Raw genomic sequence first — 25,517 nt, 5'->3', positions numbered from 1 at the left:
GCCTTAAGAAACGCAACAATCCGAAAGAATGGTGGGCCAGGGCAAGGCTGAGCCCGATTAGCTGCGAAGGAAGGGACCCATGGCAGGAGCCTACGACGATCGTGACGGCTGGATCTGGATGGACGGCAAGCTGGTGCCATGGCGCGAGGCCAACGTCCACATCCTGACGCATGCCATGCACTATGCCTCGTCGGTGTTCGAGGGCGAGCGCGCCTACAACGGAAAGATCTTCGAAAGCCGCCGTCATTCCGAACGCCTTCTGGCGTCCGGCAGGATGCTGGAAGTGGACATTCCGTGGACGGTCGACGAGATCGAGGCCGCGAAATACGAGGTCATGAAGGCGAACGACCTGTCGGACGCCTATGTGCGCGCCGTGGCGTGGCGCGGATCGGGCGAGGACATGGGCGTGAGTTCCGCGAAGAACCCCGTCCGCCTCGCCGTCGCGGCATGGTCCTGGGGCGCCTATTACGGCGACGCCAAGACGCGCGGCGCCAAGCTCGACATCTCGAAGTGGAAGCGCCCCTCGCCCGACACGATCCCCGTCCATGCGAAGGCCGCAGGCCTCTACATGATCTGCACCATGTCCAAGCACGCAGCCGAGGCGAAGGGCTGCTCGGATGCGCTGTTCATGGACTACCGCGGCTATGTCGCCGAGGCGACCGGCGCCAACATCTTCTTCGTGAAGAACGGCGAGGTGCACACCCCGACCGCGGACGTGTTCCTGAACGGGATCACGCGCCAGACGGTGATCGGAATGCTCGGCGAACGCCAGGTGAAGGTGCATCAGCGCCACATCATGCCCGCGGAACTGGAGGGCTTCGAACAGTGCTGGCTGACCGGCACCGCTGCCGAGGTGACGCCGGTCGGCCAGATCGGCGACTACAATTTCGAGGTCGGCGCCATGACGCGGGATATCTCGGCCGCCTACGAGCAACTCGTGCGCGCCTGAAGCCGAAAGGACGATGGGCGCCGGATCACTTGATTTCCGGCCCCATCGCGCCCACCATCCCCGAATGGTCATGCACTTCCAGCCGTCCGGCCAGAAGCCGTTTGCCGAGACCGTCGCCTTCGACCGGCGCGAGCTTGGCCTGATTCTCGGCCTGTACGGGCGCATGGTGGCCGCGGGCGAGTGGCGGGACTACGGCATCTCGCACCTGTCCGACGCCGCCATCTTCTCGGTCTTCCGGCGCAGCGCGGAGCAGCCTCTCTACAGGATCGAGAAACGGCCGAGGCTTGCCCGGATGCAGGGGCAGTATGCGGTCATCGGGATGGACGGCCGCATCCTGAAGCGCGGGCACGACCTGAAGACCGTGCTTCGCGTGCTCGAGCGCAAGCTGATCCGCGCCGTGGGCTGACGGATCAGCCGAACCCGACACGTTTGCGCCGGGTAATCTGGCCCCCGCCGCCCGACGCGATCCGCGCCGCCGCGTCCTTCAAGGGCTCGTAAGCCACCGCCATGTGATGCGCGTTCGCATGAAGCAGCGTCCGCGCGTCGGACATGAAGCCGACGTGACCTTTCCAGAACACGATATCGCCACGGCACAGGGTCTCGCCCTCGGGCAGGTCCTCGCCCACGGCGTCGGCCTGCTGGTCGCTGTCGCGCGGGCAGGGGGCGCCGCAGGCGATGAGCGCAAGCTGCACGATACCGGAGCAATCGAGACCCCACCTGCTGGACCCGCCCCACAGATACGGGGTGCCGAGGAACAGGTCCGCCACGCCCACAGGGTCGTCGAACCGCGCCGCGAGCGGCATGAGGTGCTGCTTCGGGATGAAATGGCCTGTCTGGATGCGGTGGAAGTCGCCGCGCTCCGACGTCACCCGCACCGCGCTGCCGAAGAACAGCGCCACCTCGGCCTGTGCCTTGACCTCGGGCTTCGGGTAGAGGTGCGTGGCCGGCGTGATGACCCAATGCGTGGCCTCCACGGCATCGGTCAGCGCGCCGGTGGCGATCCAGCCGACATAGCCGTCGCGCTCCGCGCGGCCGAAGGAAAACCCGCTCGTCTCGTCCAGAACGAGAAACCGCTCGCCAAAGACGAGCTGGCTTTCGCGGGGGCCGCCCGGATCGCTTGCGAGGTTGGCGATCGGCTGCTGCACTGTCATCGATGCGCCTTCGACGAAACGCTCCGCCTCCACCTCGCCCTCGAGCGAAACGTGGGCGACGCGGCCGTTGAACGGGGTCGTGCGTCTGTCGCTCGTCATTTCGAGAGGATCTCCGGCAACAGGTCGAACAGCGCGCGCGCACCCTGCCCGACACCGCCCTTGGGACGGCCGGGCGCGTCGGACGGCGACCATGCGTAGATGTCGAAATGGGCGTAGCGCCGCGCCTTGGCGGCGAAGCGGCGCAGAAACAGCGCCGCGGTGATCGAGCCCGCGAACCCGCCCTTGGGCGCATTGTCCAGATCGGCGATGCCCGGTTCGATCATCTTCTCGTAGGGGGCGTGGAACGGCATCCGCCAGACCGGATCGGCGACGGTGGCCGCGGCACGCGGCAGCGCCTCGGCCAGCGCCTCGTCGTCGGTGTAGAAGGGCGCGATGTCGGCGCCGACCGCAACGCGCGCCGCGCCCGTCAGCGTCGCCATGGAAATCAGAAGCTCCGGGTCTTCATCGGCCGCCAGCGACAGCGCGTCGGCCAGCACCAGCCGCCCCTCGGCGTCGGTGTTGTTGATCTCCACCGTCATGCCGTTGCGCGCGGTCAGGATGTCGCCGGGCCTGAAGGCGCTACCCGCGACCGCGTTCTCCACCGCCGGGATCAGGACGCGCAGGCGCAGCGGCAGGGCGGCGTCCATGATCATGTGCGCCAGCCCCAGCACCGTCGCCGCGCCGCCCATGTCCTTCTTCATCAGCCCCATCGAGGCGCCCGGCTTCAGGTTCAGGCCGCCGGTGTCGAAGCAGACGCCCTTGCCCACGAGCGTCAGAAGCGGACCTTCTCCGCCCCATGTCATGTCGATCAGGCGCGGCTCCTGGTCGCTTGCGCGGCCGACCGCGTGGATCAGGGGCAGGTTTGCGTCCAAGAGGCTGTCGCCATGCGTGGCCGTCACCTCCGCGCCATGCCGCGCCGCAAGGTCCCGCACCGCGTGTTCGAGGGCCGTTGGCCCCATGTCCTCGGCGGGCGTGTTCACGAGGTCGCGGGTCAGCGCCTCGCCCGCCGCGATCCGCTCCAGGCGGGCGGCGTCGAGGTGGGCGGGCGGCGCGAGCCGCGCCTTGGCCTGCGCCTGCTCGCGGTAGCGCGAGAAACGGTAGAGCGACAAGAGAAAGCCGAGCGCGATCTCGGCGGCTTCCGCGCCCTCTGGCCACTCCTCGATCTGGTAGACGCCTTCGGGAAGCCTGGCGATGGCCGCCCCCGTGCCGAACCGGGTGCGCGCGCGGTCCGCGGCATCGCCACGGCCGACCAGGACCATCGCGGGCATGCCCGACGGATCCGGCAGCGCGCAGGCCTGGCCGAGCGCGCCGGAAAAGCCGTGATGGCGCGCCCAGGCCGCGGCCGGTCCCGGAAGCGCACCGAGAACCGCGTCGCACCCCGTCTTGTCGACGAGGCGGATGGGAATGTGTCCCCCGTCGGTTTCGGCGAAGGAAAGCGTCATGGCGAACCCCGTGTCGGCCTGGCAGATCGGCGCCAGCCTAGCGGCCCCCCGCGCCGCCGCAAGCCCGGATCAGCCAGACACGTCCTCCAGCTCCCAGACGGCGTGGATCGACCGGTCGCCGACGCGGATCAGCCGGGCGGTCGTGGCGGCGCGGCCGCGGTCGTCGCCATTATCGAGGCAATGCGCCACGTCGCGGGCGACCCGCGCGAGGGTCGCCATCCCGATGAGGTCCGCGTCGCGGATCAGCGTCGTCAGCCCCGCCCGCAGGACCGAGGCATCGCCCCCGTCCGAAAGCTGCGGCAGCGCGCCCAGCGTCGTCGATATCCGGTCGAGCGCCCGCGCGACCTCCACCTCGGCGCGCGTCTCCCCGATCCGGCGGCACAGGTCCTCCAGCCTTTCGGGGTTGAAGCGCGCGGGTTCTTCCGGCCGCAGTTCCGCGACGAACCGGTCCGTGTTTCGGAACATGTCTCACTCCACCTCGGCCCCCACCGCGGTATCCAGACATTCGGGCCGCGGACTGAAGAAACCCTTGAGACTGCCCCGAAAAGCATCTCCAATTCGCCTGCAATGCGGGGTATCCATGACGCGAGGAGGCGGCCGATGCATCGCGTGAAATCACTGCCCGACTACCTGCGGGAACGCTACGAGCACTGGAAACAGGCGAGCTTCCCGGAGCATCGCACATGGTTCCGCAAGCTGGCCCTCGAGGGTCAGCATCCGCGCGCCATGGTCATCGCCTGCTGCGACAGCCGCGTCGCCGTCAATTCGATCTTCGGGCAGAAGACGGGCGAACTGTTCGTGCATCGCAATATCGCCAACCTCGTGCCGCCCTACACGCCCGACGGCAAGCACCACGGCACCGGCGCGGCGGTCGAGTTCGCCGTGACGTCGCTGAAGGTCTCCCACATCCTCGTCATGGGCCACTCCAACTGCGGCGGCGTGCGCGGATGCATCGAGATGTGTTCCGGCCGTGCGCCCGAGCTTGACCGTCCCGAAAGCCTCGTGGGGCGGTGGCTCGACGTGCTGAGGCCCGGTTTCGAGCAGGTCGCCGACCTGACCCTGCCCGAAGACATGCAGACGGCGCTCGAGAAGGAGGCGATCCAGCTGAGCCTCGAGAACCTTCTGGGCTATCCCTTCGTGGCGGAAGCGGTCGAGGCGGGCAAGCTTACCCTTCACGGGCTCTGGGCGGACATCGCCGAGATGGACCTCGAGACGTTCGACGGCACGGTGCGCCACTTCGTCAGGACCTGAGCTTTACCCCGCAGGGCGCGGCCTGTATCTGCGTTTGAACGGGAACGGGACGGGACTGTCATGGACGGAATTCTGGCGCTTGCGGCCGACAACCTCCTGTCGCCGATCATCCTGTTCTTCGCCCTCGGTCTCGCCGCGGCTTTCGCGCGGTCGGACCTGTCGGTTCCGGAAGCGGTGGCCAAGGGGCTGTCGATCTACCTTCTGTTCGCGATCGGCTTCAAGGGCGGCGCAAGCGTCGCCGCGCACGGGATCGACGCGACGCTGCTTCTGTCGCTGGTGGCGGGGATCGTCCTGTCCTTCGCCCTGCCGCTGGTCGCCTTCGCCCTGATGCGCGCGATGACGCGGCTTTCGGTGACGGACGCGGCGGCCGTGGCGGGACACTACGGCTCGATATCGATCGTGACCTTTGTCGCGGCGACCTCCGTGGCGACCTCGGCCGGCCTCTCGTCCGAGGGCTACATGGTCGCGGTGGCGGCGGTGATGGAGGCGCCCGCGATCCTCTCGGCGCTGTGGATCATCGCGCGCTTCGGCAAGGGCGCGGCCGAAATGGAGGAGGGCCTCGTGCGCGAGATCCTGCTGAACGGATCGATCGTCCTGCTGGTGGGCTCGTTCCTGATCGGCTGGATCACCGGCAGCGACGGAATGGCGCTGATCTCGCCCTTCATCGTCGCGCCGTTCCAAGGGGTCCTGTGCCTCTTCCTGCTCGACATGGGGCTGGTCGCGGGGCGCGGCCTTCGCGAGGCGCGGTCCGTCCTGACGGCGGGCCTGTTCGCGTTCGGCGTGATCATGCCGCTGATCGGGTCGTGCTTCGGCCTCGCGGCGGGCCTTCTGCTGGGTCTCAGCCCGGGCGGCGTGATGCTGTTCATGACGCTGTCGGCCTCGGCCTCCTACATCGCGGTCCCCGCGGCGATGCGCGTGGCGCTGCCCGAGGCGAACCCGTCGATCTACCTCACGCTGTCGCTTGGCGTGACCTTCCCCTTCAACCTGACGCTCGGCATCCCGGTCTACCTCGCGGTGTCGCAGGCCCTGACCGGAGGCTGACCGCCATGCAGACACACAAGGCAAAACGCGTCGAGATCACCATCGAGATGGTGATGGAGGGGCGCCTGACCTCGGCGCTGGTCAAGGCCGGCGTCACCGGGTTCACGGTGCTGCCGGTCCTGGGCGGGTCGGGCCGGTCGGGCCAATGGACGCGCGAGGGGCAGGTCAGCCGCGCGGGCGGCATGGTCAGCGTCGTGTGCATCATCCGCCCCGAGCGGCTCGACGATCTGCTCGACGCGGCCTTCGGCGTCGTCGAGCGTCACATCGGCGTCGTCAGCATCGTCGATTGCGAGGTCTTGCGCGCCGAGCGTTTCTGACCCGGCGCGCAGGCCCGCTCAGGGCCGCCAGTCGAGGATCATGTCCTCGGGCCAGCTCAGGTCCACCGTCATCTCGATACGCTCCTCGGCGCCGGCCGGCACCGTGATGTCCCAGGCAAGAACGCCGCGCAGGTCGTCCACGTCACGCGCGTCCGGCGCGCGCGAGAAACCGACCGACAGCTCCAGGTCCTCCTGCTCGGCGAAGGGCGTCGCGTAGAGAAGGCGCACCGTCTCGGCCGTGCCCGACGTGTTCTCCACCCCGAAGACGATGCGGCGGCGTTGCTCGTTCTCGCTGACGAAGATGCCCCGGTCTCCCTCGTCGAGCGACAGGTCCTGCCAGATCAGCGGCAGGTGATCGAGCTGGCCGAAGGCGATCTCGACCTCGGCGCCGGACGGGACCATCGGCAGCGCTCCCGCGCCCACCAGCTCGCCGTCGCGGAAGAAGCGGGCCGCGCCCGGAAGGATCGCCTCGCCGCTGTCGTTCTCGCCCATGGCGACGAGGAAGGCGTTGGCGTCGCGCCGCGGCACCGCCCGATTCTCGAGCGCGATGTCGAGAGCGATGTCGTCGAAGGGCAGCGTCACCTGCCCCGACGGGCCGACCGTCACCGGCGCGGCATATTCGTAAACGACGGAAATGCCTGTCGTGACCATGCGCGCGGCGGCGTCGGCGACCATTACGGGCTCCATCGCCGTCTCCGCGCCGATCATGCCTGCGGCTTCGCTTCTGACAGCAGGCTCGGGCATCGGTGGCGGGGGGGCGATCCGCGCCGGGTCCGGGAACGCCACGCTCGGCTCCCGGCGGCGGCCGGGCAAGGCGGTGGAAAAGCGCATGGCCACGTCCCGCCACGTCGCGGCGCCCGAATGGTAAAGCGCGATCGACCGTTCGACCGAAAGGGCCTCGGCTTGCGTGTCGAGGCGGAGCGCGTAGATCGGCGCCCAGCCCGCGGCGTCGGTCGGGTAGGAGATCACGATGTCGCCTCGGGCGGCCTCGGGAACCTCGATCTCCACCTCGATGCCAGGCGCCTCCGGTCCGAACGGGTTGAGGTCCTGCAAGGCGCTGCGGGCGACGGAAAGATCGCGCCTGCGGTCGTCCACGGCCTCCTCGTCGTCCCGACGCGCCTCGCGGGCGGCCTGCAGGCCCGTGCCAACGCGCGCCGTTTCGGTGCCGAGCGTCCCAAGAAGCGCGGCGAGCGCCTCGGGACCCGGCGGCGTCGCGGCGCCGTCGGGCCCGCCCCGCGCGATCGCATCGAGATAGGCAAGCTGCGTCTCGAGGCCCCTGATGGCGGCATCGCGCCGGGCAAGCGCGTCGAGCGCCGCCTGCAGGGCGTCCTCGGCCGCCTCGACGGCATCGCGCGCGTCCGCTTCCGGCCCGGTATCGAGCGCGCCCTCGGGGATCGCGATCCGCGCGGCGGTCTGCGGAACGCCGATGCGGACGCCGTCGGGGCCGGAAACCTCGATCAGGGACGGATCGGAGATGTCGCGCATCGGGATGAGTAGCCTGTGCCGGCCTTGCGGCAGGTCCGCCGACACGCGCCGCGTGACCTCGGCCCCCCGTGCGAACACGAGGGCCTGCGCGACATCGGCGCGCAGCAGGATGTCGTCGGCGAACGCGGCGCCCGGCAGGCAGAGCGCGAGGGCAGTGGTGGCGAAGAAACGCATTTGGGGAAACCTTTCGGAAGCGGTCTTTTCCCGAAGGTTCCCCCAAACGCGCGGCTATTCAATAACGCCCGCGCGTCAGCCCTTTTTCAGCACCCGGTTGCCGAGCGTCTCGGCGATCTGCACGGCGTTCAGGGCGGCGCCCTTGCGCAGGTTGTCGGACACGCACCAGAGGTTCAGGCCGTTCTCGATCGTCGAATCCTGCCGGATGCGGCTGACGAAGGTCGCGTAGTCGCCGACGCATTCGATGGGCGTGACGTAGCCGCCGTCCTCGCGCTTGTCGACGACCAGAACGCCCGGGGCCACGCGCAGGATCTCGCGCGCCTCGTCCTCGTCGAGAAAATCCTCGAACTCGATGTTGATCGCCTCGGAATGGCCGACGAAGACGGGCACGCGCACGCAGGTCGCCGTGACCTTGATCTTCGGGTCCATGATCTTCTTGGTCTCGGCGACCATCTTCCATTCCTCCTTGGTCGACCCGTCCTCCATGAACTTGTCGATGTGGGGAATGACGTTGAAGGCGATCTGCTTGGGATAGACCGAGGGCGCGACCTCCTGACCGGGGACATACATGCCCTTGGTCTGGTTCCACAGCTCGTCCATCGCGTCCTTCCCGCTGCCCGAGACGGACTGGTAGGTTGAGACGACGACACGCTTGATCCGCGCGCGGTCGTGCAGCGGCTTCAGCGCCACGACCATCTGCGCGGTCGAGCAGTTAGGGTTGGCGATGATGTTGCGCTTGGCATAGCCCTCGACGGCCTCGGGGTTCACCTCGGGCACCACGAGCGGGATGTCGGGCTCGTAGCGGTAGAGCGACGAGTTGTCGATCACGACGCAGCCGGCCTTGGCCGCCCTCGGCGCGTATTTCGCCGTCGCCTCCGAGCCGATGGCGAACAGCGCCATGTCCCAGCCGGTGAAGTCGAACGTGTCGAGGTCCTGCGTCTTCAGGGTCCTGTCGCCGAAGCTGCACTCGGTGCCGAGGGACTTGCGGGACGCCAGAACGGCGATCTCGTCCACCGGGAACTCGCGCTCGGCGAGAATGTTCAGCATTTCGCGGCCCACGTTGCCCGTGGCGCCTGCGACGACGATGCGGTAGCCCATGATCTTGTCCTTCCGGATGCGGGTGCGGCGCGCTTACCGCAAGACAGGGGCATAGAAAAGCCCGTCGCCGCCTGTTCCTCGCGACCGCGTTGCGCGCCGTCCCCTGGCCGCGCGGTCAGGACGCCGTATCGCGGCTGAACGCGTAGACCGCGCATCCCACGAGGATGCAGACGCCGATCGTGGCGAAAAGCGCGCCATAGGCCTCGGCAGGCGGGCGGTTTTCGGCAAAGCTCGCCTGCAGCGGGCCCGAGACGAACTGCATCACGCCCGCCCCGCCCATCCCGAACAGGTTCAACAGCGTCACCCCGCGCCCGGTCAGGTGGGCGGGCAGGAAGCTGCGGCCATGCGAGATCACGATGGGATAGGACGCGCCCATCAGGCCGATGACGGCGAAAAGCGCCACGGTGCCCGCGAAGCCGGACGGCGGCGCGATCCAGAACGTCATCAGAAGGACCGCCACGCCGAGATTGCCCACGAGGATCGGGATCTTCCGGCTGCCCACCCACCGGTCCACCGGGCCGTAGGCGAAGTTGCCCGCTACCATCGCCAGCCCCATGATCAGCGTCGCCGTTCCGATCTGCGCCAGCGTCGCGCCGTGGACGTCGGCGACATAGGGGCTGATCCACAGGCCGCGCAGGCCGGCGGCGGGGGCGTAGCAGATGAACATCGCGACGAGGATCGGCCACAGCGCGGGCATCGCCAGAAGCTGGAGCAGCGAACCGCGCGGTTCGCCCTGCGGCTTCGGGGGGTCGCGCACGAAGACGGCGATGCCGAGCGCGATCAGCGCCGTGAACAGCGCGAAGCCCGCCACCGTCTCGCGCCAGCCGAAACTCGCCACCGCCCAGGCCATCGGCGCGGCCGACAGGATGTTGCCCAGCGACGACAGCCCCACCGTCACGCCCGCGAGCGTCCCGAAGATCGCTGCGGGAAGCGTGCGGGCGAAGATGTAGTAGGTGGACATCAGAACGGGCGCGCAGCCGACGCCGATCAGGACCATGGCCGCCGTGATCATTGCGGGGCTCTGGGCGGAGGCGAACATGACCGCGCCGCCGGCCGCGCCCGCAAGGACGAGGACCGAGGCCGTCCGCCGGGGGCCGAGCGTATCCAGCGCCCAGCCCACAGGAAGCTGCATCAGCGCAAAGGCCGCGAACCAAAGCCCCGAGGCGCGCGCGAGGTCGCCCGTCGTCGCCCCGAGATCGGCCTCGAGCGCCGGCGCGAGCACGGCGAGAAAGGCGCGGTAGAACTGGCTCAGCATGTAAGCGACGATCAGGAACGCGATCCCGGCGCGCATCTTCGGACCCCTTCGGACGGACAATCCGGCGACCCTGCCCAAGCGCGGCGGCGGCGGCAAGGCGGACGAGTATCCGATTTTTTTTGTCGGAAATTCTTGACGCCCTCGGCGAACTGCGAAAGAAAGCGCCCATCGCCTGACAAAAATGCTCAGGTATCGGACCAGCAGCTTCAGGGAGCATTCCATGACACGCACTCTCGCGGCCCTTCTCGGCACGACGATCGCCGCTTCGGCCCTCACCGCCGCACAGGCGCAGGAGCTGAACCTCTATTCTTCGCGTCACTACGACACCGACGAGCGGCTCTATACCGACTTCGAGGAGATGACCGGCATCACGATCAACCGCATCGAGGGCAACGCCGACGAGCTGATCGCCCGGATGCAGGCCGAGGGCGAGAACAGCCCGGCCGACGTCTTCCTGACCGTCGATACCGTCCGGCTTGCCCGCGCCGCCGAGATGGGGCTTCTGCAGCCCGTCGAAAGCGACGTCCTCGAGGCCCGCATCCCGGCCTACCTTCAGGCCGACGACAACGAATGGTTCGCCTTCTCGCAGCGTGCTCGGATCATCTTCTACGACAAGAACGACGTGGCGAACCCGCCGCAGACCTACCAGGACCTCGCGAACGAGGAATACGAGGGCCTCGTCTGCATCCGCTCCTCCTCGAACGTCTACACCCAGAACATCACCGCGGCACTGATCGCGCATCTTGGGCAGGAGGCCGTTCAGGACTGGGCGAACGCGGTGGTCGGGAACTTCGCGCGTGATCCACAGGGCGGCGACACGGACCAGCTGCGCGGCATCGTCTCGGGCGAGTGCGACATCGCGATGTCCAACACCTACTACTTCGCTCGTGCAATCCGCACCGACGTCGAGGGCCTGTCCGACAGCCTCGACCAGATCGGCTGGGTGTTCCCCAACCAGAACGACATCGGCGCGCACATGAACATCTCGGGCGGGGGCGTCGCGGCCAATGCGCCGAACCGCGACAACGCGGTGCGGTTCCTCGAATACCTCGCGTCCGACCAGGCGCAGCAGTATTTCTCGGCGGGCAACGACGAATATCCGGCGGTTCCGGGCGTCGGCCTGGCCCCGTCCGTCGCGGCGCTGGGGATCTTCCGGCCCGACACGATCGACCTTTCGGACATCGCCTCGAAAGTCGATGCGGCGGTCGAAGTGCTGAACACCGCCGGTTGGGAATGACCGCCTGAGGTCACCTACGGCCTGCGGGACGAAAACGGGCGCCCTTGCCGGCGCCCGTTTTTTCGTTCCCTCCGGGGTGTCACGTCATGCGCTCGACCTGCGCGTCCGCCGCCGAGACGGCATCGCGCGACACGCGCGCCTCCCTCCCGATGCTCCAGCACAGAAGCGCGACGGGCAGCAGGCCGACCGCGCCGATCACGAGGCTCGGCACCGCCGCCTCCCTTAGGCGTTCGTCCGAGGCCAGCCTGTGCGCCTGCACCGCGAGCGTGTCGTAGTTGAACGGCCGCAGGATCAGGGTCGCCGGAAGCTCTTTCATCACGTCCACGAACACGATCAGAAGCGCGGTCAGAAGCGAGGGCCGCAGGATCGGAAGGTGCACGCCGCGCAGCATTCCGGAGGGTGACTTTCCCAGCGTGCGCGCCACCGCGTCGATATTGGGGTTCACCGTTGCAAGCCCCGATTCGTAGGTGTTCAGCGCGACGGCCATGAACCGAACCATATAGGCCGCGACCATCAGCCAGATCGACCCGGTGATCAGCAGGCCCGTGTCGATGCCGAAATTGCCCTCCATGAAGCGGTCGAAGGCGTTGTCGAGCGCCGCGAACGGGAACAGGAGACCCACGGCGATCACGCCGCCGGGCACCGCGTAACCGATGCCCGCGATCCGCATCGCGGTGCGGGCCGCGCGGGTCGGATGCAGCCGCGAGTTGAACCCCAGCGCGATGGCGGCCGAAACCGTGAGCACGGCGGCGATGCCGGCGAGGGTCACGGAATGCTGGAGAAATGCGAGATAGCGCGGCGTGAACAGAAGCTGCCCGGACCCCGACGCGAGGCCAAGCAGGATGCCCGTGGGCAGCAGGAAGCCAAAAAGGACCGGAAGACCGCAGACGGCGATGGCGCCCGCGGCGGCGCCCCCGCGCAGCGTGATCGGCTCCATCCGTTCGAAGCGGCGACCGGCGTCGTGGTGGCGCTGATGCTGTCTCTGGCGACGCTCCAGCGTCGCGAGGATCAGTGCGACGACCAGAAGGCAAAGCGCAAGCTGCGCCGCCGCGCCGCGATCGAACAGGGCGAACCAGCTGACGTAGATGCCGGTCGCGAAGGTCTGGACGCCGAAATAGGCGACCGTTCCGTAATCGGCGAGCGTTTCCATCAGCGCCAGAAGGACGCCGCCTGCGATGGCGGGCCGCGCGATCGGCACCGAGACGCGGAAGAACGCGCCCCACGGTCCTTGCCCCAGGGTGCGTGCGGCGATGTAGGCGGTGGAGGACTGGCGCAGGAAGGCGGCGCGCGCCAGCAGGTAGACGTAAGGATAGAGTACGAAGGTCAGCATCGCCGCCGCGCCGCCGAGCGAGCGGATCTCGGGGAACCAGTAGTCGCGCGGGCCCCAGCCGGTCAGGTCGCGCAGCGTCGTCTGCACCCAGCCCGGATGGTCGAGAAGGTCGGTGTAGGCGTAGGCCAGCACATAGGCCGGGTAGGTCAGCGGAAGGGCCAGCGCGATCTCGAGGATGCGGCGGCCCGGAAAGCGCGTGGCGGACACCAGCCATGCCGTGGACGTGCCGATCACCGCCGTGCCGATGCCGACGATCACGACCAGGGTGGCCGTCGTCGCCGCGTAGCGCGGCAGGACGGTCTCGGCGAGGCGCGTCACGACGCCGGGCCCGCTGCCCGCCGCCGCCAGCGCGACGGCGATCATCGGAAGCAGGCAGAGCGCGGTCGCGATCCAGGCCACGATGCCGAGTGCGCCGGGGCGCCGCGCGCCGCCGGTCCCTGTGCTGGGTTTCGTGGAATGTGCCATCCGGAGCGTTTTTGTCGGGATTTGGCGGAAATGCAATGCGGCGTTTAAGAGCGCCCGCTTGCATGCCCGCCGATGCCGTGTGCGGGCCAGCCCTCGGGCCAGCCCCCGGACATGTCGCCTGACCCGAGCCCGATCTGCCGTAGCCCCTCGGCAAGACCTTGGCCGCGGCCTACGCCCCCGCGCAGGGCGGCGCGCAAGGCATCCTCGGCCGGGTCGTCGAGCGCGGCCCCCGCGGCTTCGCGCGCCTCGAGCACGGCCCACCACGCCTGCACGACCTGCGTCGCGGCCGGGCAGGAGAACCGGTGATGCCTCAGGATCGGAACGATGCGCTGTGGCAGCTTCACGCTTCCGTCGGCGGCGATCTGGTCCAGCCGGTGCGCCATTCCCGCGACCGAGAAGCGCGCGACGAGCGCACCGAGGTAGGCCTCGCGCTCGGCCGGACCGAACTCGGGCAGAAGCGGCGCGGCCTCCGACCAGAGCGTTCGGACAAGATCGCGCAGCACCGGGTCGGCGATGGCCTCGTGGACGTAAACGTGCCCACGCAGGAGCCCGCCATAGGCAAGGGCCGAATGCGCGGCATTCAGGAACAGAAGCTTGCGCCGCTCGAACGGGGCGACGTCGGGCACGAAGCGGGCGCCCGCGCGGGCCCAGTCCGGCAGCGGCCCTGCGGCGGCGTCCTCGATCACCCACTCGGTGAACGCCTCGGTCATCACCGGCGCGTCCACCGGGCGGCCCGCGGCCTCGGACATGCGCCGCACCGTCCCTTCGGTGGTCCGGGGCGTGATCCGGTCCACCATCGTGTCGGGAAAGGCGGCATGGTCGAGAAGATCGGCCTTCATGTCCGCGGCCGCGATGAAATCGCCGACCGCCCGCCGAAGAAGCCGCCCGTTTCCCGAAAGGTTGTCGCAGGACAGGATCGTGAGCGGCGGCGCACCCCGCGACTGTCGAAGCCGCAGCGCATGGGCAAGGAGGCCGATGGCTCCGACAGGCGTGCCCGGCGACAGGTCGGCCCGGATCGCGGCGTTCCCGGTGTCGAGGCGTCCGTCGGGGCGCAGGCAGTAGCCCTTTTCGGTCACTGTCAGCGTGACGCCCGCGACCACCGGATCCGCCAGCGCCGCGAGGACGCGGGCGGGCGTCTCGGAGGCGACGAGGACCGTGTCGTGAACCGCGATGCGGCCGACCGAAAGCCCGTCATTCCCGAGAACGCCGAGATCGTAGGCCCACCCCGACGCCGCCATCGCGTCACGCAGCCCGCCGTGCCGCATGGCGACCCCGGTGATCCGCCACGCGGGACCGGTCGCATTTGCCATGTGCGTGTACCAGGCCTGGTGCGCGCGGTGGAAGTTGCCGAGGCCCAGGTGCACGAGCTTGGCCATCCCCTAGCGGTCCCCCAGCCGGTAGGCCTCGATCGCGAGGTCGCGCGCCAGCAGGGGCGCGATCCGGTCCGCGTCGGCCCTCCGCAGGACGCCGCGCCCGATCTGATCCGCAAGATGCAGCGCCACGCCCCGCCGCCAGAGATCGTGCCGGGCGGGGATCGACAGGAAGGCGCGCGTGTCGTCGTTGAACCCCGCGAGGTTGCGGTAGCCTGCCGTCTCGACGACCCTGTCGAAATAGCGCCTTATGCCGTTCAGGCTGTCGTGGAACCACCATGGCGGCCCCAGCCGGAGCGCCGGCCAGTGCCCGGCCATCGGCGCCAGTTCGCGCGCATAGGCGCCTTCGTCGAGCGTGAAGACGATCAGGCGGAAGCGCGGATCGTTGCCCACCCGGTTCAGGAGCGCGTCCAGCCCTTCGACCCAGTTCGTCGCGCGCGGGATGTCGGCCCCCATGTCCGGCCCGAAGCGGTCGGCAAGCGCGCGGTTCGTGGACCGGGTCGATCCGGCGTGGATCTGCATCACCATGCCGTCGTCGGCCGCCATCTGCGCCATCTCGGTCAGCATGTGCCCGTGGAACGCCGCAGCCTCGCCGGACGAGAGATCGCCGGTGCGTGCCCTGGCATGAAGCGCCTCGATCTCCGCTCGCGGCAGCCATGCGGTCATCAGGCGGGGCACGTCGTGGTCGGTGGCCGTGGCGCCGCGCGCGCGGAACGCGGCCCGGCGCGCCCTGATCGCGTCGAGGAACCCGGCATGGGTGGTCACGTCGGTGTCGGTCATCTCGGCAAGCGTCCGGATCGCTTCGGGATGGCCGGGGCGCGCGGGGTCGATCAGGTCGTCGGGCCGGAACGTCGGAACGATACGCCCACCCCAGCCGGACGCGGCGATGGTCTCGTGCGCCGCCAGTGTAGACAGCGCGGGATCGGTCGTCGCGAGGACTTCCAGGCCGAACCGGTCGAACAGCGCGCGGGGACGATTCGCCGGGTCGCGCAGCCATGCCGCGACCTGCTCGTGAACGGCGTCGGCCGTGTCCTCGGCGAATTCGACGTCGACGCCGATGACCTCATGGAACGTGTGCTCCAGCCACATCCGTGTGGGCGTCCCGAGAAAGGCGTCCCAATGGCGCCCGAAGACGCGGAAGATCGCGGCACTGTCCCGGTCGGCCGGCGCGGTGCCGATGCCGATCTCGCCAAGCGGAACGCCGAGCGAATGGAGCATGCGGAACAGGTAGTGATCCGGGGTCACGATCAGCGCGGCCGGGTCGGGGAACGCCGCGTCCTCGGCCCACCACGCGGGGTCGCAATGCCCGTGCGGCGAGACGATGGGCAGGGCGCAGATCGCCTCGAAGATCCCGGCGGCATCTCCCGTGACCGTCGCAATGCGCGGTGCCGGCCTGCTCATTCGAAATACTCCGCATGTTGCGTCTTGAGGTCCGCCAGCACGTCGAGCACCCCGGCGAGATGCGTCCGCAGGATCCGCTGCGCCCGCTCGGCCTTGCCCTTGCGCAGCGCCTTCAGGATCTGCCGGTGATCGTCGTGAAGCGCCGCGAGGTGCCCCGGATCGTGAAGCCGCAGCGCCCGCAACCGGTCGAGCGCGGTCTTCTCGCGTTCCACCAGCGTGCGGACACGGACAAGGCCTGTCGCCTCGGCGAGCGCGGCGTGAAAGGCGTCGTCGGCGGCCTGGAAGGCCGTGGCGTCACTCGCGGCCATCGCGGCCTCCTGCGCGGTCAGCGCCTCGGTCAGGGCGCTGTCGGCCTCGGGCGTCAGGCCGTTCGCGGCGATGCGCGCCACCGCCGCCATCTCCAGCGCCTCGCGAATGAACTGCGCGGTGCGGATCCCGTCCTCCGAGAAGGGGGTCACGAAATTCCCGCGCGACGGCCAGGTCACGATCAACCCCTCGTCGCGCAGGCGCGTCATCGCCTCGCGGACCGGGGTGCGGCTGGCGCCGAAACGCGCGCCTGCCTCCGCCTCGGAGACCCGCGTCCCGGGCGGCAGCACGAGAGACAGGATCGCGGCGCGCAGGCCTGCGTGGATCTGCACCGCCGTCGGCTGATCGAAGTCCAGGATCGCCGGGGCGAGATCGGTCAGTGGGCCGCTTGCGGGCAAGGCGCGGTATCCTGTCTTGATGATGACTGAACCCGGTATACTGGTGTGCGGGCCAGTTGACAATTCCCGCCGGCCGACCCTATCCCAGGGACGGGAGGATACCGGGTGATCCAGTCAGACGCGCCCCTCGGCGTTGCAATGATCGGCGTCGGAATGGTCGCCGGGACGCACGCCCTCGCGATCCGCGATGCCACGCCGCCCGTTCGGCTGGTCGGCGTCCTTGCCCGGTCCGCCGACCGCGCGGCCCGCTTCGCGCAGGACGCTTCGGCCACGCTCGGCGCCCCGGTCGACGTTTTTCCCGATCTCGACGCCGTCGCGGCCGACCCGCGTGTAGACGCCGTGGTGATCGTGACGCCGCCCGATGCACGCCTCGAGCTGGTCAGGCCGCTCGCCCGCGCCGGCAAGCCGGTGCTTCTGGAGAAGCCCGTCGGCCGCACGCTGGCGGAGGCCGAAGAGGTCGTGGCGCTTTGCCGGGCCGAAGGCGTGCCGCTTGGCGTCGTGTTCCAGCACCGGATGCGCGCTGCATCGCTCGCAGCCGCCAAGCTCGTAGCCGGCGGGGCGCTCGGCGCGCTCGGCCTCGTCGAGATCTCGGTGCCATGGTGGCGCGCGCAGTCCTACTATGACGAGCCCGGGCGCGGCACCTATGCGCGCGACGGCGGCGGCGTCCTGATCAGCCAGGCGATCCACACGATCGACCTTGCGCTTGCGCTGGCCGGCCCCGTCACGGAGGTGACTGCGATGACAGCGACGACGCGGTTCCACGACATGGAGGCCGAGGATGTTGCCGTGGCGGGCCTGCGCTTCGTGGGCGGGGCGGCGGGCTGGCTGGCCGCCACCACGGCAAGCTATCCCGGCGGCTCGGAATCCATCGCGCTGCATTTCGACGCCGCGAGCCTGCGGCTTGCCGAGGGCGTCCTCGACGTCGCCTGGCGCGACGGCACCCGCGAGCGGCATGGCGCGGCCGCGACCACCGGCGGCGGGGCGGACCCGATGGCCTTCACCCACGACTGGCACAGGTCGATCCTCGAGGATTTCGCCGCCGCCCTGCGGGAGGGCCGCCCTCCCGCCGTCACCGGGTCCGACGCGCTTGCCGCGCACCGCCTGATCGACGCGATCACCCGCTCGGCGCGGGACGGACGAAGCGTAAATCTTATAGAAGAAAGCCGGGGATCATGAGCATCCGTTTCGCCGTCATCGGCATCGACCATCGGCATGCATTCGGCATGACCGAGCATCTTCTGGCCGCCGGCGCCGGATGCGCCGGCTGGTGGACCGAGGGGCATCCCGAGACCGAGGCAGGGTATCGCAAGCGCTTTCCCGATCTTTCCCGGTCCGCGGATCGCCACGCCCTTCTCGATGACCCGGACATCGACTTGGTGGTGATCGCCGCCATTCCGCGGGACCGCGCCGCCCTCGCGATCGAGGCTATGCGGGCCGGCAAGGACGTCATGGTGGACAAGCCAGGCTGCACCACGCTGGAACAGCTTGCCGAGCTGCGCCGCGTGCAGGCCGAGACCGGGCGGATCTGGTCCGTCGACTTCTCCGAGCGCTTCGAGGTGCCGTCGGTCACGCTTGCCTCCGAACTCGTCGCGGAGGGCGCGATCGGCCGGGTCGTCCAGACCGTCGGCCTTGGGCCGCACAGGCTGAACCGCGCGACGCGGCCCGCATGGTTCTTCGACCGCGAGGCCTATGGCGGCATCCTGACGGACATCGCCAGCCATCAGATCGACCAGTTCCTTCATTTCACGGGATCCGACACCGCCGAGATCGTCCACGCCGCCGTCGACAACTACGCCCATCCCGAGGACCCCGGCCTGCAGGACTTCGGCGAGATCGCCCTGCGGTCGGAAAGGGGGCGGGGCTATGTCCGCGTGGACTGGTTCACGCCCGACGCTCTGCCCACATGGGGCGACGGGCGGCTGACGATCCTGGGCACCGAGGGGTATATCGAGCTGCGGAAATACGTCGACGTCGCAGGGCGCGAGGGCACCGACACCCTTATCCTCGTGAACGGCGCGCGCTGCGAGGCGATCGACGCGCGGGATGCCGGACTGCCCTATTTCGGCCGGATCGTCGCGGATGTCCGGGGCCGCACGGAAACCGCGATGTCGCAGACCCATGCCTTCACCGTGATGGAGCTTGCGCTGCAGGCGCAGGCCATGGCCGAGGGCGCGGCATGATCCGCGTCGCGATCCTGGGCGCCGGCATCGGTGCCGAGCATCTGACCGGCTACCGGGCCCTTCCCGACCGTTTCGAGGTCGCCACGCTATGCGATCTGGACCTCGACCGGGCGAGGGTGGTCACGGCCGCCGATTCCGCGATCCGTCTGACCGGGGACATCGACGCCGTGCTCGCCGATCCCGACATCGGCCTTGTCGACGTCTGCCTCCCGCCGCACCTGCACGCGAGGGTCGCAATCGCGGCGCTGGAGGCCGGAAAGCACGTCATCTGCGAAAAGCCGCTCGCCCGGAGCCTGTCCGAGGTCGACGCCATCGGCGCGGCCATGATGGGGTCCGGCAAGATGCTCTTTCCGGTCTTCCAGTACCGCTTCGGGCCCGCGTTCGCGGCGCTGGACGCCCTCGTCGAAGCGGGCCTTGCCGGCCCTCCCGTCGCGGCGAGCCTCGAGACGCACTGGAACCGTGACGCCGGCTACTACGCCGTGCCCTGGCGCGGAACCTGGGCCGGCGAGGCGGGTGGCGCCGTGCTTGGCCATGCCATCCACTCGCACGACCTTCTGTGCCGCTTCTTCGGGCCCGTCGCGGTGGTCCAGGCGCAGCTTGCCACGCTGGCGAACCCCATCGAGACGGACGATTGCGCGGCCATCGCGCTGCGCTTCGCGAACGGATCGCTCGCCACGTCGTCGGTGACGCTGGGCGCGGCGCGGGACGAAACCCGGATGCGGCTCGTGTTTCGCGACCTCACGGCGACCAGCGACACCGTTCCTTATTCCCCGGCGACGGGCGTCTGGCGCTTCGATACGCGTCACCCCGAGCGGCAGGAAGAGGTCGACCGGATCGTCGCGGCGCATTCGGGGGCGCGACCGGGCTTCGCGGGATACCTCGACGCGGTCGCGGAAAGCCTTGCGGGCAGGGCGTCCGCCGCCGTGAGTTTCGAGGACGGACGCGCGTCGATCGAACTTGTCACGGCGATCTACGCCTCCGCGCGAACGGGCGAGGCGGTTTCCCTCCCGCTCGGCCCCGCGCACCCGTTCTGGAACGGCTGGCAACCGGAGAGGACGACATGAAGGAGACCTGGCGCTGGTTCGGCCCGCCCGATCCGATCACCCTCGACGAAGTCCGCCAGACGGGTGCGCGCGGCATCGTCAGCGCACTGCACCACGTCCCGTCGGGCACGGCATGGACGGCCTCCGAGATCGCCGGGCGGCGCGCCCTGATCGAGGCTGCGGGCCTCGACTGGGACGTGATCGAAAGCATCCCTGTGTCCGAACCGATCAAGACGCGCACCGGCCCGTGGAAGGCGCATGTGGAGGCCTGGATCGCCAGCCTGCGCGCCGTGGCCGACGCCGGCGGCCCGCGCGTGATCTGCTACAACTTCATGCCGGTGCTCGACTGGACGCGCACGGCCCTGCGCGAGCCACTGCCCAACGGCGGGACGGCGATGCGCTTCGACCTCGTGGACTTCGCCCTGTTCGACCTGCACCTGCTGAAGCGTGCTGGGGCCGAGGCGGATTATTCCCCCGATGTCGTCGCCGAGGCCACGCGCCGAGCCGCCGACATCGACGGCGCGCGCGCCGAGGCGCTTGCCGCCAACGTCACCGCGGGCCTGCCCGGCTCCAACGAAAGCTGGACGCTCGACGACGTGCGCGCCCGCATCGCGGACTATGACGGCGTCGATCCCCGCGGCCTGCGCGCGAACCTCGTGGCTTTCCTCGGCGAGGTGGTGCCCGTGGCGGAAGAGCTTGGACTGAAGCTCTGCTGTCATCCGGACGATCCGCCGTTTCCGCTTCTGGGCCTGCCGCGGGTGATGTCCACGCTCGACGATTACCGCGAGGTGCTGGACGCCGTGCCGTCACCGGCCAACGGCGCGACGCTTTGCACCGGGTCCCTCGGGGTGCGGGCGGACTTCGACCCGGTGGCCTTCGTGGAAGCGCTGGGCAACAGGATCCACTTCGTGCACCTGCGCAACACGCGGCGCGATGCCGGGGCGGCTGGCCTTCGCGTCGGCTTTCAGGAAAGCGCGCACCTTGACGGTGACACGGACATGGTGGCCACGATCCGCGCGCTCATGGCCGAAGAGGCGCGGCGCCGGTCCGCCGGGCGGCCTGACGCCGAGATCCCGATGCGTCCCGATCATGGGCACGACCTGCTCGACGACGTCCGGCGCAGGGGGCAGCCCGGCTATCCCCTCGTCGGCCGGATGCGGGGCCTCGCCGAGCTTCGCGGCGTAATGGCCGCGATAGGCCATGGGCCGTCATAGCATCTTGATCACGTCCTTATCGATGGCGAGGACATAGCCGCGCCGGGCGATGTTCTTCACCAGAAGCTCGCTGACCATCTGGTTGCCCAGCGTGTCTCGCAGCCGCTTGATCCGGGTCGCGCCAGACGCCTCGTCCACGTCGATTTCGGATTTGCCGGACACCATCGCCTCGATCTGCGCGCCGGTCAGGACCTCGTCGTCCAGCCGCGCCTCGGCAAGGACCGACAGGGTCTCCATCGCGGCGTCGGTCAGCTTGAACTCGAGGTTGTTGATCAGCACAACCCGTTCCTCGCGGCTGAGGATCAGCGAAGAGACCTGTATCCCCTGGCGCTCGATCTCGCGGATGCGGCGGTTGAGCGTGACGATCGTGGCCAGGAACACGAGGCACGCGATCAGAAGCGCCGAGGCGAAGACCATCAGGACGAAGATCACTGCCCGGTAGCTGGCGAGGACGCCCGAGAACGTGGTGCCGGTCGCGGCGAGGATCTCGAGCATCCGGGTGGCGTCGGGGTCGCGCACGTCGGCGTTCACGAAAATGTCCGTCACGGCGGCATTGAAGGCGTCCGCGTCGGGCAGGTTCACGAACAGGACCACCGCCGACACCACGAGGATCGCGACGATCGCGACCATGCCGATCTGGATGACGCGGGACGAGGCGATCCGCGCCTCAGTAACGGAGGAAGTACGCTCCGGCATCGGGCCTCCTCGCATCCAGACCGCTTTCGTCGAAGACCGAGATCACCTGCAGAAGCTGCCAGCCGTCGGCGCCGATGCGCTGCGCGATCAAGGGCGCTGCCGCCGAAACGGAACAGGCCGCGTCCGGCACCTCGATCACGCCGTAATGAAGCCTGAGCGGATCCTCCGTTCGGGCGCGGTAATCCGCGTAGCACGCGGCCGCGGCAGGCGTCGCCGCGAAGGCCGACATCCCGGCCACGAGGCCCGACAGGAGGATGGTTCGAAACGGTGTCGTCATGGGCTGCCCTCGTACTGCAAGCGGGGTTCTGCGTCCACAGGTCCTGCCGCCGACAGAGGCACGTCCGGGGCCCGACACTCAATGACAAAGACCCGGCCGGCGCCGGTTATCGGATAGCCCCGCGCCGTTATTGCGTGCCCGCGACGGCCGGCGCGACCCTGCCTGCATCGCCCGCCACGGCGCTCGCCGAGCGCTGGCGCGGACCCCGCAGACCACGACAGGAGCACTGCCATGAACCGTATCGCACGAACCCTGACCGCCGCAGGCCTGGCCCTGAGCCTCGCGCTCGGCGGCGTGACGGCCTCGGCCGCGCCCGCCCGCGCCAACAACGACGAGGTCGTCGCCATCATCGGCGGGCTCATCGCCCTCTATGCCATCGGGCAGGCGATCCGGAACGACGACCGGGACGCCACCCCGCGCCGCAACTACGGCCACCGGCCGCAGCAGCCGCACCGACCGCAGCCGCTGGTCGCGCCGGCGCGCTGCTTCATCGAGGGCCATGACCGCAACGGATACTTCCGCGGCTATGTCCGGCGCTGCATGCAGAACAACGTCGCCCGTCCGGCGGCGCTTCCGCAGAACTGCCTTCGCCGCGTCGAGACGCAGCGCGGCCCGCGGATGATCTATGGCGGTCGCTGCCTTGCGCAGAACGGCTGGCAGCGGGAGGCCGGGTTCCGTCCCTGACGGGCGTTCGCCGATCCGAAGGTTGGCCGAAAGGGCGGCGGTGCACGGCGCATCGCCGCCCTTCCTTGTGCGGAGCGCCGTGGCATGTGATGAGACCGCATGGCCCCGAAAGCGACGCCCACACCCGACTACGCGCATGAAGGTTCGCTCCTTGCGGCCGGCGCACGGTTCGTGGCCGGCGTGGACGAGGCGGGGCGCGGGCCGCTCGCCGGTCCCGTGACCGCCGCCGCGGTCGTGCTGGACGCGACGTGCATTCCCGAGGGGCTGAACGATTCCAAGGTGCTCGCCCGCGGGCGCCGCGAAGAGCTGCTTTCGTCACTGGAGGGTGCCGCGCAAGTCGGTATCGGTTGGGCCAGCGTCGAGGAGATCGACGCGCTGAACATCCTCAACGCGACGCATTTCGCCATGCGCCGCGCCATCGAGGCGCTGCCCAACAGGCCCTGCCACGTGCTGATCGACGGGAACAGCTGCCCGCCGAACCTGCCGTGCCCGTCCACGCCGCTCGTCGGCGGCGACGGCCTTTGCGTGTCGATCGCTGCCGCCTCGATCGTCGCCAAGGTCGCCCGCGACCGTGTCATGGCCGAACTTGACGCTGCCTATCCCGGATACGGCTGGGCGAAGAACGCGGGCTACGCCACGGTCGAGCACAGGCGCGCCCTCCAACATCTGGGGGTTACCCCGCACCATAGGCGTTCTTTCGCGCCGGTACACCAGATGTTGTGCAACTGATCGCGCAACCTCCTGATTCCAAAAAAGAAATTGACGCCGATTCGCCTTTGCGCGATTCTGTGGGCAACAAGACGCGCCCGAAGAGGCGCCGGATCAGAGGCAGTGATGACGAAAACGAAGAAAGCCGCGGCAGTGTCCCTGCCGCTCAATGAAATTCTGGATGGCGACTGCATCGAGGCGATGCGCAGTCTTCCCGAGGCGTCCGTCGACCTGATCTTCGCGGACCCGCCCTACAACCTTCAGCTCAAGGGCACGCTGCACCGTCCGAACAACACGATGGTCGATGCCTGCGACGATCACTGGGACCAGTTCGACAGCTTCGCCACCTACGACCGCTTCACCCGCGAGTGGCTGGCCGCCGCGCGCAGGCTCTTGAAGCCCGACGGCGCGATCTGGGTCATCGGCAGCTACCACAACATTTTCCGCGTCGGCGCGGAGCTGCAGAACCAGGGATACTGGATCCTGAACGACGTGGTCTGGCGCAAGTCGAACCCGATGCCGAACTTCCGCGGCAAGCGCCTGACCAACGCGCACGAGACGATGATCTGGGCGTCGAAGGCGGAAGGCGCGAAATACACCTTCAACTACGAGGCGCTGAAGGCCCTGAACGAGGGCATCCAGATGCGCTCGGACTGGGTGATCCCGATCTGCAACGGCGGCGAACGCCTGAAGGACGCCAACGGCGAGAAGGCACACCCCACGCAGAAGCCCGAGGCGCTTCTGCACCGGGTCCTCGTGGCGACGACGAAGCCCGGCGACGTGGTGCTCGACCCGTTCTTCGGAACGGGGACGACGGGCGCGGTGGCCCGGATGCTCGGCCGCGATTTCATCGGGATCGAGCGCGAGGCCGCCTATCGCGAGATCGCCGAGAAGCGCCTCGCGCGCGTCCGGCCCTACGACACCTCGGCGCTCGAGGTCAGCACGTCCAAGCGCGCCGAGCCGCGCGTTCCCTTCGGCCAGCTGGTCGAGCGCGGTCTCTTGCGTCCCGGCGAGATGCTGGTGAACGCGCGTGGCCAGATGGCCAAGGTGCGGGCCGATGGGACCCTGATCGCGGATCAGGTGAAGGGGTCCATCCACCAGGTCGGCGCCGAGCTGGAGGGCGCGCCCTCGTGCAACGGCTGGACGTACTGGCACTTCCGCCGCGAAGGCAAGACGGTGCCCATCGACGTCCTGCGCCAGCAGGTGCGATCCGAGATGACGGCCTGACGGGGGCCTTGCCCGCAGCGCGTCGGCCCCCATCTCCCTGAGGGAGACGGAGGTGCAGACGATGAGACTGAACGCAGATTTTTCCCGCCGCGTGGTGATCCGGCCCGAGGACCGCGAATGGGTCACCTCGCCCGCCGCCGGCGTCGAGCGCATGATGCTGGACCGCATCGGCGAGGAGGTGGCGCGCGCCACCTCGCTCGTCCGTTTCGCGCCGATGAGCGCCTTCGACGCCCATACCCACGGCGGCGGCGAGGAATACCTGGTGCTGGAAGGCGTGTTCTCGGACGAGGCGGGCGACTATCCGGCGGGCACCTACGTGCGCAATCCCATCGGCACGTCGCACCGCCCGCATATCGGACCGGAGGGCGCCACGATCCTGGTCAAGCTTCACCAGTTCGACCCCGAAGACACCGAACAGAAGGTCGTCGATACCGGCGCGGCGCGGTTCGCGGACGCCGACGAGGAGGGCGTGGCCATCCTGCCGCTCCATTCCGTGCCCGGCGAGGACGTGACCCTGCAGCGCTGGAACGCGGGCGCGCGGCTTGCCGCGCACGCCCATTCCGGTGGGCAGGAGGTCTTCGTGCTCGAAGGCTCGTTCTCGGACGAGCACGGAACGTATCCCGCCGGGACCTGGATCAGGAACCCCGACGGTTTCCGGCACGCGCCGGCGACGGACGAGGGCTGCCTGCTCTACGTCAAGACCGGGCACCTCGCGGACGCGATGGCGGCCTGACATTCGACCGTCGAGGCCCGGGCCCTCGCTGCCCGGGCGCTGACAC

26 protein-coding genes are annotated in these 25,517 nt (G+C 69.2%); 14 read left to right on the top strand and 12 right to left on the bottom strand.

The genetic code is table 11. The features are described from left to right. Positions 1–79 precede the first annotated feature (79 nt). Positions 80–949 carry a branched-chain amino acid aminotransferase gene (locus tag P6F26_RS00240; RefSeq protein ID WP_278026619.1) on the top strand — a complete coding sequence of 290 codons (870 nt, stop codon included), beginning with the start codon at positions 80–82 and terminating at the stop codon, positions 947–949. A 70-nt stretch (positions 950–1,019) separates the two neighbouring features. Next, positions 1,020–1,355, top strand: coding sequence for a DUF2794 domain-containing protein (locus tag P6F26_RS00235; RefSeq protein WP_430736705.1), 336 nt, complete (start codon positions 1,020–1,022; stop codon positions 1,353–1,355). Between the two features lie 4 nt (positions 1,356–1,359). Here P6F26_RS00235 and P6F26_RS00230 read toward each other — a convergent pair whose 3' ends face one another. From P6F26_RS00230 to P6F26_RS00220, 3 genes are all read right to left on the bottom strand, one after another. After that, complete coding sequence (locus P6F26_RS00230; protein WP_278026617.1) at positions 1,360–2,199, bottom strand: C40 family peptidase; 840 nt, start codon at positions 2,197–2,199, stop codon at positions 1,360–1,362. Continuing rightward, positions 2,196–3,581: a leucyl aminopeptidase family protein gene (locus tag P6F26_RS00225; protein WP_278026616.1), complete on the bottom strand. Its 1,386-nt coding sequence runs from the start codon at positions 3,579–3,581 to the stop codon at positions 2,196–2,198. Before P6F26_RS00225 ends, P6F26_RS00230 begins: the two co-directional genes overlap by 4 nt. A gap of 69 nt (positions 3,582–3,650) precedes the next feature. Further along, on the bottom strand, positions 3,651–4,046 hold the full coding sequence (locus tag P6F26_RS00220) for a hypothetical protein (RefSeq protein ID WP_278026615.1): 396 nt from the start codon (positions 4,044–4,046) through the stop codon (positions 3,651–3,653). 135 nt (positions 4,047–4,181) lie between these two features. Here P6F26_RS00220 and P6F26_RS00215 point away from each other — a divergent pair, with 135 nt between their 5' ends. From P6F26_RS00215 to P6F26_RS00205, 3 genes are read left to right on the top strand one after another with little or no spacing between them, the layout of a single operon-like run. Next, entirely contained in the window at positions 4,182–4,832 is a 651-nt protein-coding gene (locus tag P6F26_RS00215) for a carbonic anhydrase (protein WP_278026614.1), read from the top strand. A 60-nt stretch (positions 4,833–4,892) separates the two neighbouring features. After that, positions 4,893–5,873 (top strand): sodium-dependent bicarbonate transport family permease, encoded by a 981-nt coding sequence (locus P6F26_RS00210; protein ID WP_278026613.1) that lies wholly within the window; start codon positions 4,893–4,895, stop codon positions 5,871–5,873. Between the two features lie 5 nt (positions 5,874–5,878). After that, a complete protein-coding gene (locus P6F26_RS00205; RefSeq protein WP_278026612.1) occupies positions 5,879–6,190 on the top strand; it encodes a P-II family nitrogen regulator in 312 nt (103 codons plus the stop codon). Between the two features lie 18 nt (positions 6,191–6,208). Here the strand turns inward: P6F26_RS00205 and P6F26_RS00200 are convergent, their stop codons facing one another. The 3 genes from P6F26_RS00200 to P6F26_RS00190 form a co-directional block, all read right to left on the bottom strand. Then, a complete protein-coding gene (locus P6F26_RS00200; protein WP_278026611.1) occupies positions 6,209–7,849 on the bottom strand; it encodes a mucoidy inhibitor MuiA family protein in 1,641 nt (546 codons plus the stop codon). 75 nt (positions 7,850–7,924) lie between these two features. Continuing rightward, a complete protein-coding gene (locus tag P6F26_RS00195) occupies positions 7,925–8,947 on the bottom strand; it encodes an aspartate-semialdehyde dehydrogenase (RefSeq protein WP_278026610.1) in 1,023 nt (340 codons plus the stop codon). Positions 8,948–9,062: 115 nt separating this feature from the next. Beyond that, positions 9,063–10,238 (bottom strand): MFS transporter, encoded by a 1,176-nt coding sequence (locus P6F26_RS00190; protein WP_278026609.1) that lies wholly within the window; start codon positions 10,236–10,238, stop codon positions 9,063–9,065. 184 nt (positions 10,239–10,422) lie between these two features. Here P6F26_RS00190 and P6F26_RS00185 point away from each other — a divergent pair, with 184 nt between their 5' ends. Further along, positions 10,423–11,439: an extracellular solute-binding protein gene (locus tag P6F26_RS00185; RefSeq protein WP_278026608.1), complete on the top strand. Its 1,017-nt coding sequence runs from the start codon at positions 10,423–10,425 to the stop codon at positions 11,437–11,439. 79 nt (positions 11,440–11,518) lie between these two features. Here P6F26_RS00185 and P6F26_RS00180 read toward each other — a convergent pair whose 3' ends face one another. Genes P6F26_RS00180 through P6F26_RS00165 form a run of 4 tightly spaced genes read right to left on the bottom strand, consistent with a single transcriptional unit; the run spans position 11,519 to position 16,709 of the window. Next, complete coding sequence (locus P6F26_RS00180) at positions 11,519–13,234, bottom strand: ABC transporter permease (RefSeq protein WP_278026607.1); 1,716 nt, start codon at positions 13,232–13,234, stop codon at positions 11,519–11,521. A 44-nt stretch (positions 13,235–13,278) separates the two neighbouring features. After that, positions 13,279–14,610 carry a mannitol dehydrogenase family protein gene (locus P6F26_RS00175; protein WP_278026606.1) on the bottom strand — a complete coding sequence of 444 codons (1,332 nt, stop codon included), beginning with the start codon at positions 14,608–14,610 and terminating at the stop codon, positions 13,279–13,281. Positions 14,611–14,613: 3 nt separating this feature from the next. Continuing rightward, positions 14,614–16,005 carry a glucuronate isomerase gene (gene uxaC / locus P6F26_RS00170; protein WP_278026605.1) on the bottom strand — a complete coding sequence of 464 codons (1,392 nt, stop codon included), beginning with the start codon at positions 16,003–16,005 and terminating at the stop codon, positions 14,614–14,616. Continuing rightward, the gene (locus tag P6F26_RS00165) at positions 16,002–16,709 is read right to left on the bottom strand and encodes a GntR family transcriptional regulator (protein WP_278026604.1); all 708 of its coding nucleotides are present in this window, start codon (positions 16,707–16,709) and stop codon (positions 16,002–16,004) included. The genes uxaC and P6F26_RS00165 overlap by 4 nt, the downstream gene beginning before the upstream one ends. Before the next feature lie 105 nt (positions 16,710–16,814). Here P6F26_RS00165 and P6F26_RS00160 point away from each other — a divergent pair, with 105 nt between their 5' ends. From P6F26_RS00160 to uxuA, 4 genes are read left to right on the top strand one after another with little or no spacing between them, the layout of a single operon-like run. Then, positions 16,815–17,885, top strand: coding sequence for a Gfo/Idh/MocA family protein (locus P6F26_RS00160; RefSeq protein ID WP_278026603.1), 1,071 nt, complete (start codon positions 16,815–16,817; stop codon positions 17,883–17,885). Continuing rightward, positions 17,882–18,889 carry a Gfo/Idh/MocA family protein gene (locus tag P6F26_RS00155; protein ID WP_278026602.1) on the top strand — a complete coding sequence of 336 codons (1,008 nt, stop codon included), beginning with the start codon at positions 17,882–17,884 and terminating at the stop codon, positions 18,887–18,889. Before P6F26_RS00160 ends, P6F26_RS00155 begins: the two co-directional genes overlap by 4 nt. Next, positions 18,886–19,953 carry a Gfo/Idh/MocA family protein gene (locus tag P6F26_RS00150; RefSeq protein WP_278026601.1) on the top strand — a complete coding sequence of 356 codons (1,068 nt, stop codon included), beginning with the start codon at positions 18,886–18,888 and terminating at the stop codon, positions 19,951–19,953. The genes P6F26_RS00155 and P6F26_RS00150 overlap by 4 nt, the downstream gene beginning before the upstream one ends. Continuing rightward, positions 19,950–21,146, top strand: coding sequence for a mannonate dehydratase (gene uxuA / locus P6F26_RS00145; RefSeq protein ID WP_278026600.1), 1,197 nt, complete (start codon positions 19,950–19,952; stop codon positions 21,144–21,146). Before P6F26_RS00150 ends, uxuA begins: the two co-directional genes overlap by 4 nt. Here the strand turns inward: uxuA and P6F26_RS00140 are convergent. Next, on the bottom strand, positions 21,141–21,842 hold the full coding sequence (locus P6F26_RS00140) for a winged helix-turn-helix domain-containing protein (RefSeq protein ID WP_278026599.1): 702 nt from the start codon (positions 21,840–21,842) through the stop codon (positions 21,141–21,143). The two genes, uxuA and P6F26_RS00140, sit on opposite strands and share 6 nt — an antisense overlap. Then, on the bottom strand, positions 21,814–22,119 hold the full coding sequence (locus tag P6F26_RS00135; protein WP_278026598.1) for a hypothetical protein: 306 nt from the start codon (positions 22,117–22,119) through the stop codon (positions 21,814–21,816). Before P6F26_RS00135 ends, P6F26_RS00140 begins: the two co-directional genes overlap by 29 nt. Positions 22,120–22,350: 231 nt before the next feature. Between P6F26_RS00135 and P6F26_RS00130 the strand changes: the two genes are divergently transcribed. From P6F26_RS00130 to P6F26_RS00115, 4 genes are all read left to right on the top strand, one after another. Continuing rightward, positions 22,351–22,803, top strand: coding sequence for a hypothetical protein (locus P6F26_RS00130; protein ID WP_278026597.1), 453 nt, complete (start codon positions 22,351–22,353; stop codon positions 22,801–22,803). Positions 22,804–22,902: 99 nt separating this feature from the next. Then, entirely contained in the window at positions 22,903–23,532 is a 630-nt protein-coding gene (gene rnhB, locus P6F26_RS00125) for a ribonuclease HII (RefSeq protein ID WP_278026596.1), read from the top strand. A gap of 105 nt (positions 23,533–23,637) precedes the next feature. Continuing rightward, positions 23,638–24,738, top strand: a complete 1,101-nt coding sequence (locus P6F26_RS00120) for a site-specific DNA-methyltransferase (RefSeq protein WP_278026595.1) — start codon at positions 23,638–23,640, stop codon at positions 24,736–24,738. 61 nt (positions 24,739–24,799) lie between these two features. Beyond that, positions 24,800–25,471 carry a cupin domain-containing protein gene (locus P6F26_RS00115; RefSeq protein WP_278026594.1) on the top strand — a complete coding sequence of 224 codons (672 nt, stop codon included), beginning with the start codon at positions 24,800–24,802 and terminating at the stop codon, positions 25,469–25,471. Positions 25,472–25,517: the final 46 nt, after the last annotated feature.

Source organism: Roseicyclus salinarum, from assembly GCF_029624655.1.
GTDB classification, from domain to species: Bacteria; Pseudomonadota; Alphaproteobacteria; order Rhodobacterales; family Rhodobacteraceae; genus Roseibacterium; species Roseibacterium salinarum.
The sequence above is the reverse complement of the archived record's forward strand: the minus strand, read 5'-3'. Positions and strand labels throughout refer to the sequence as shown.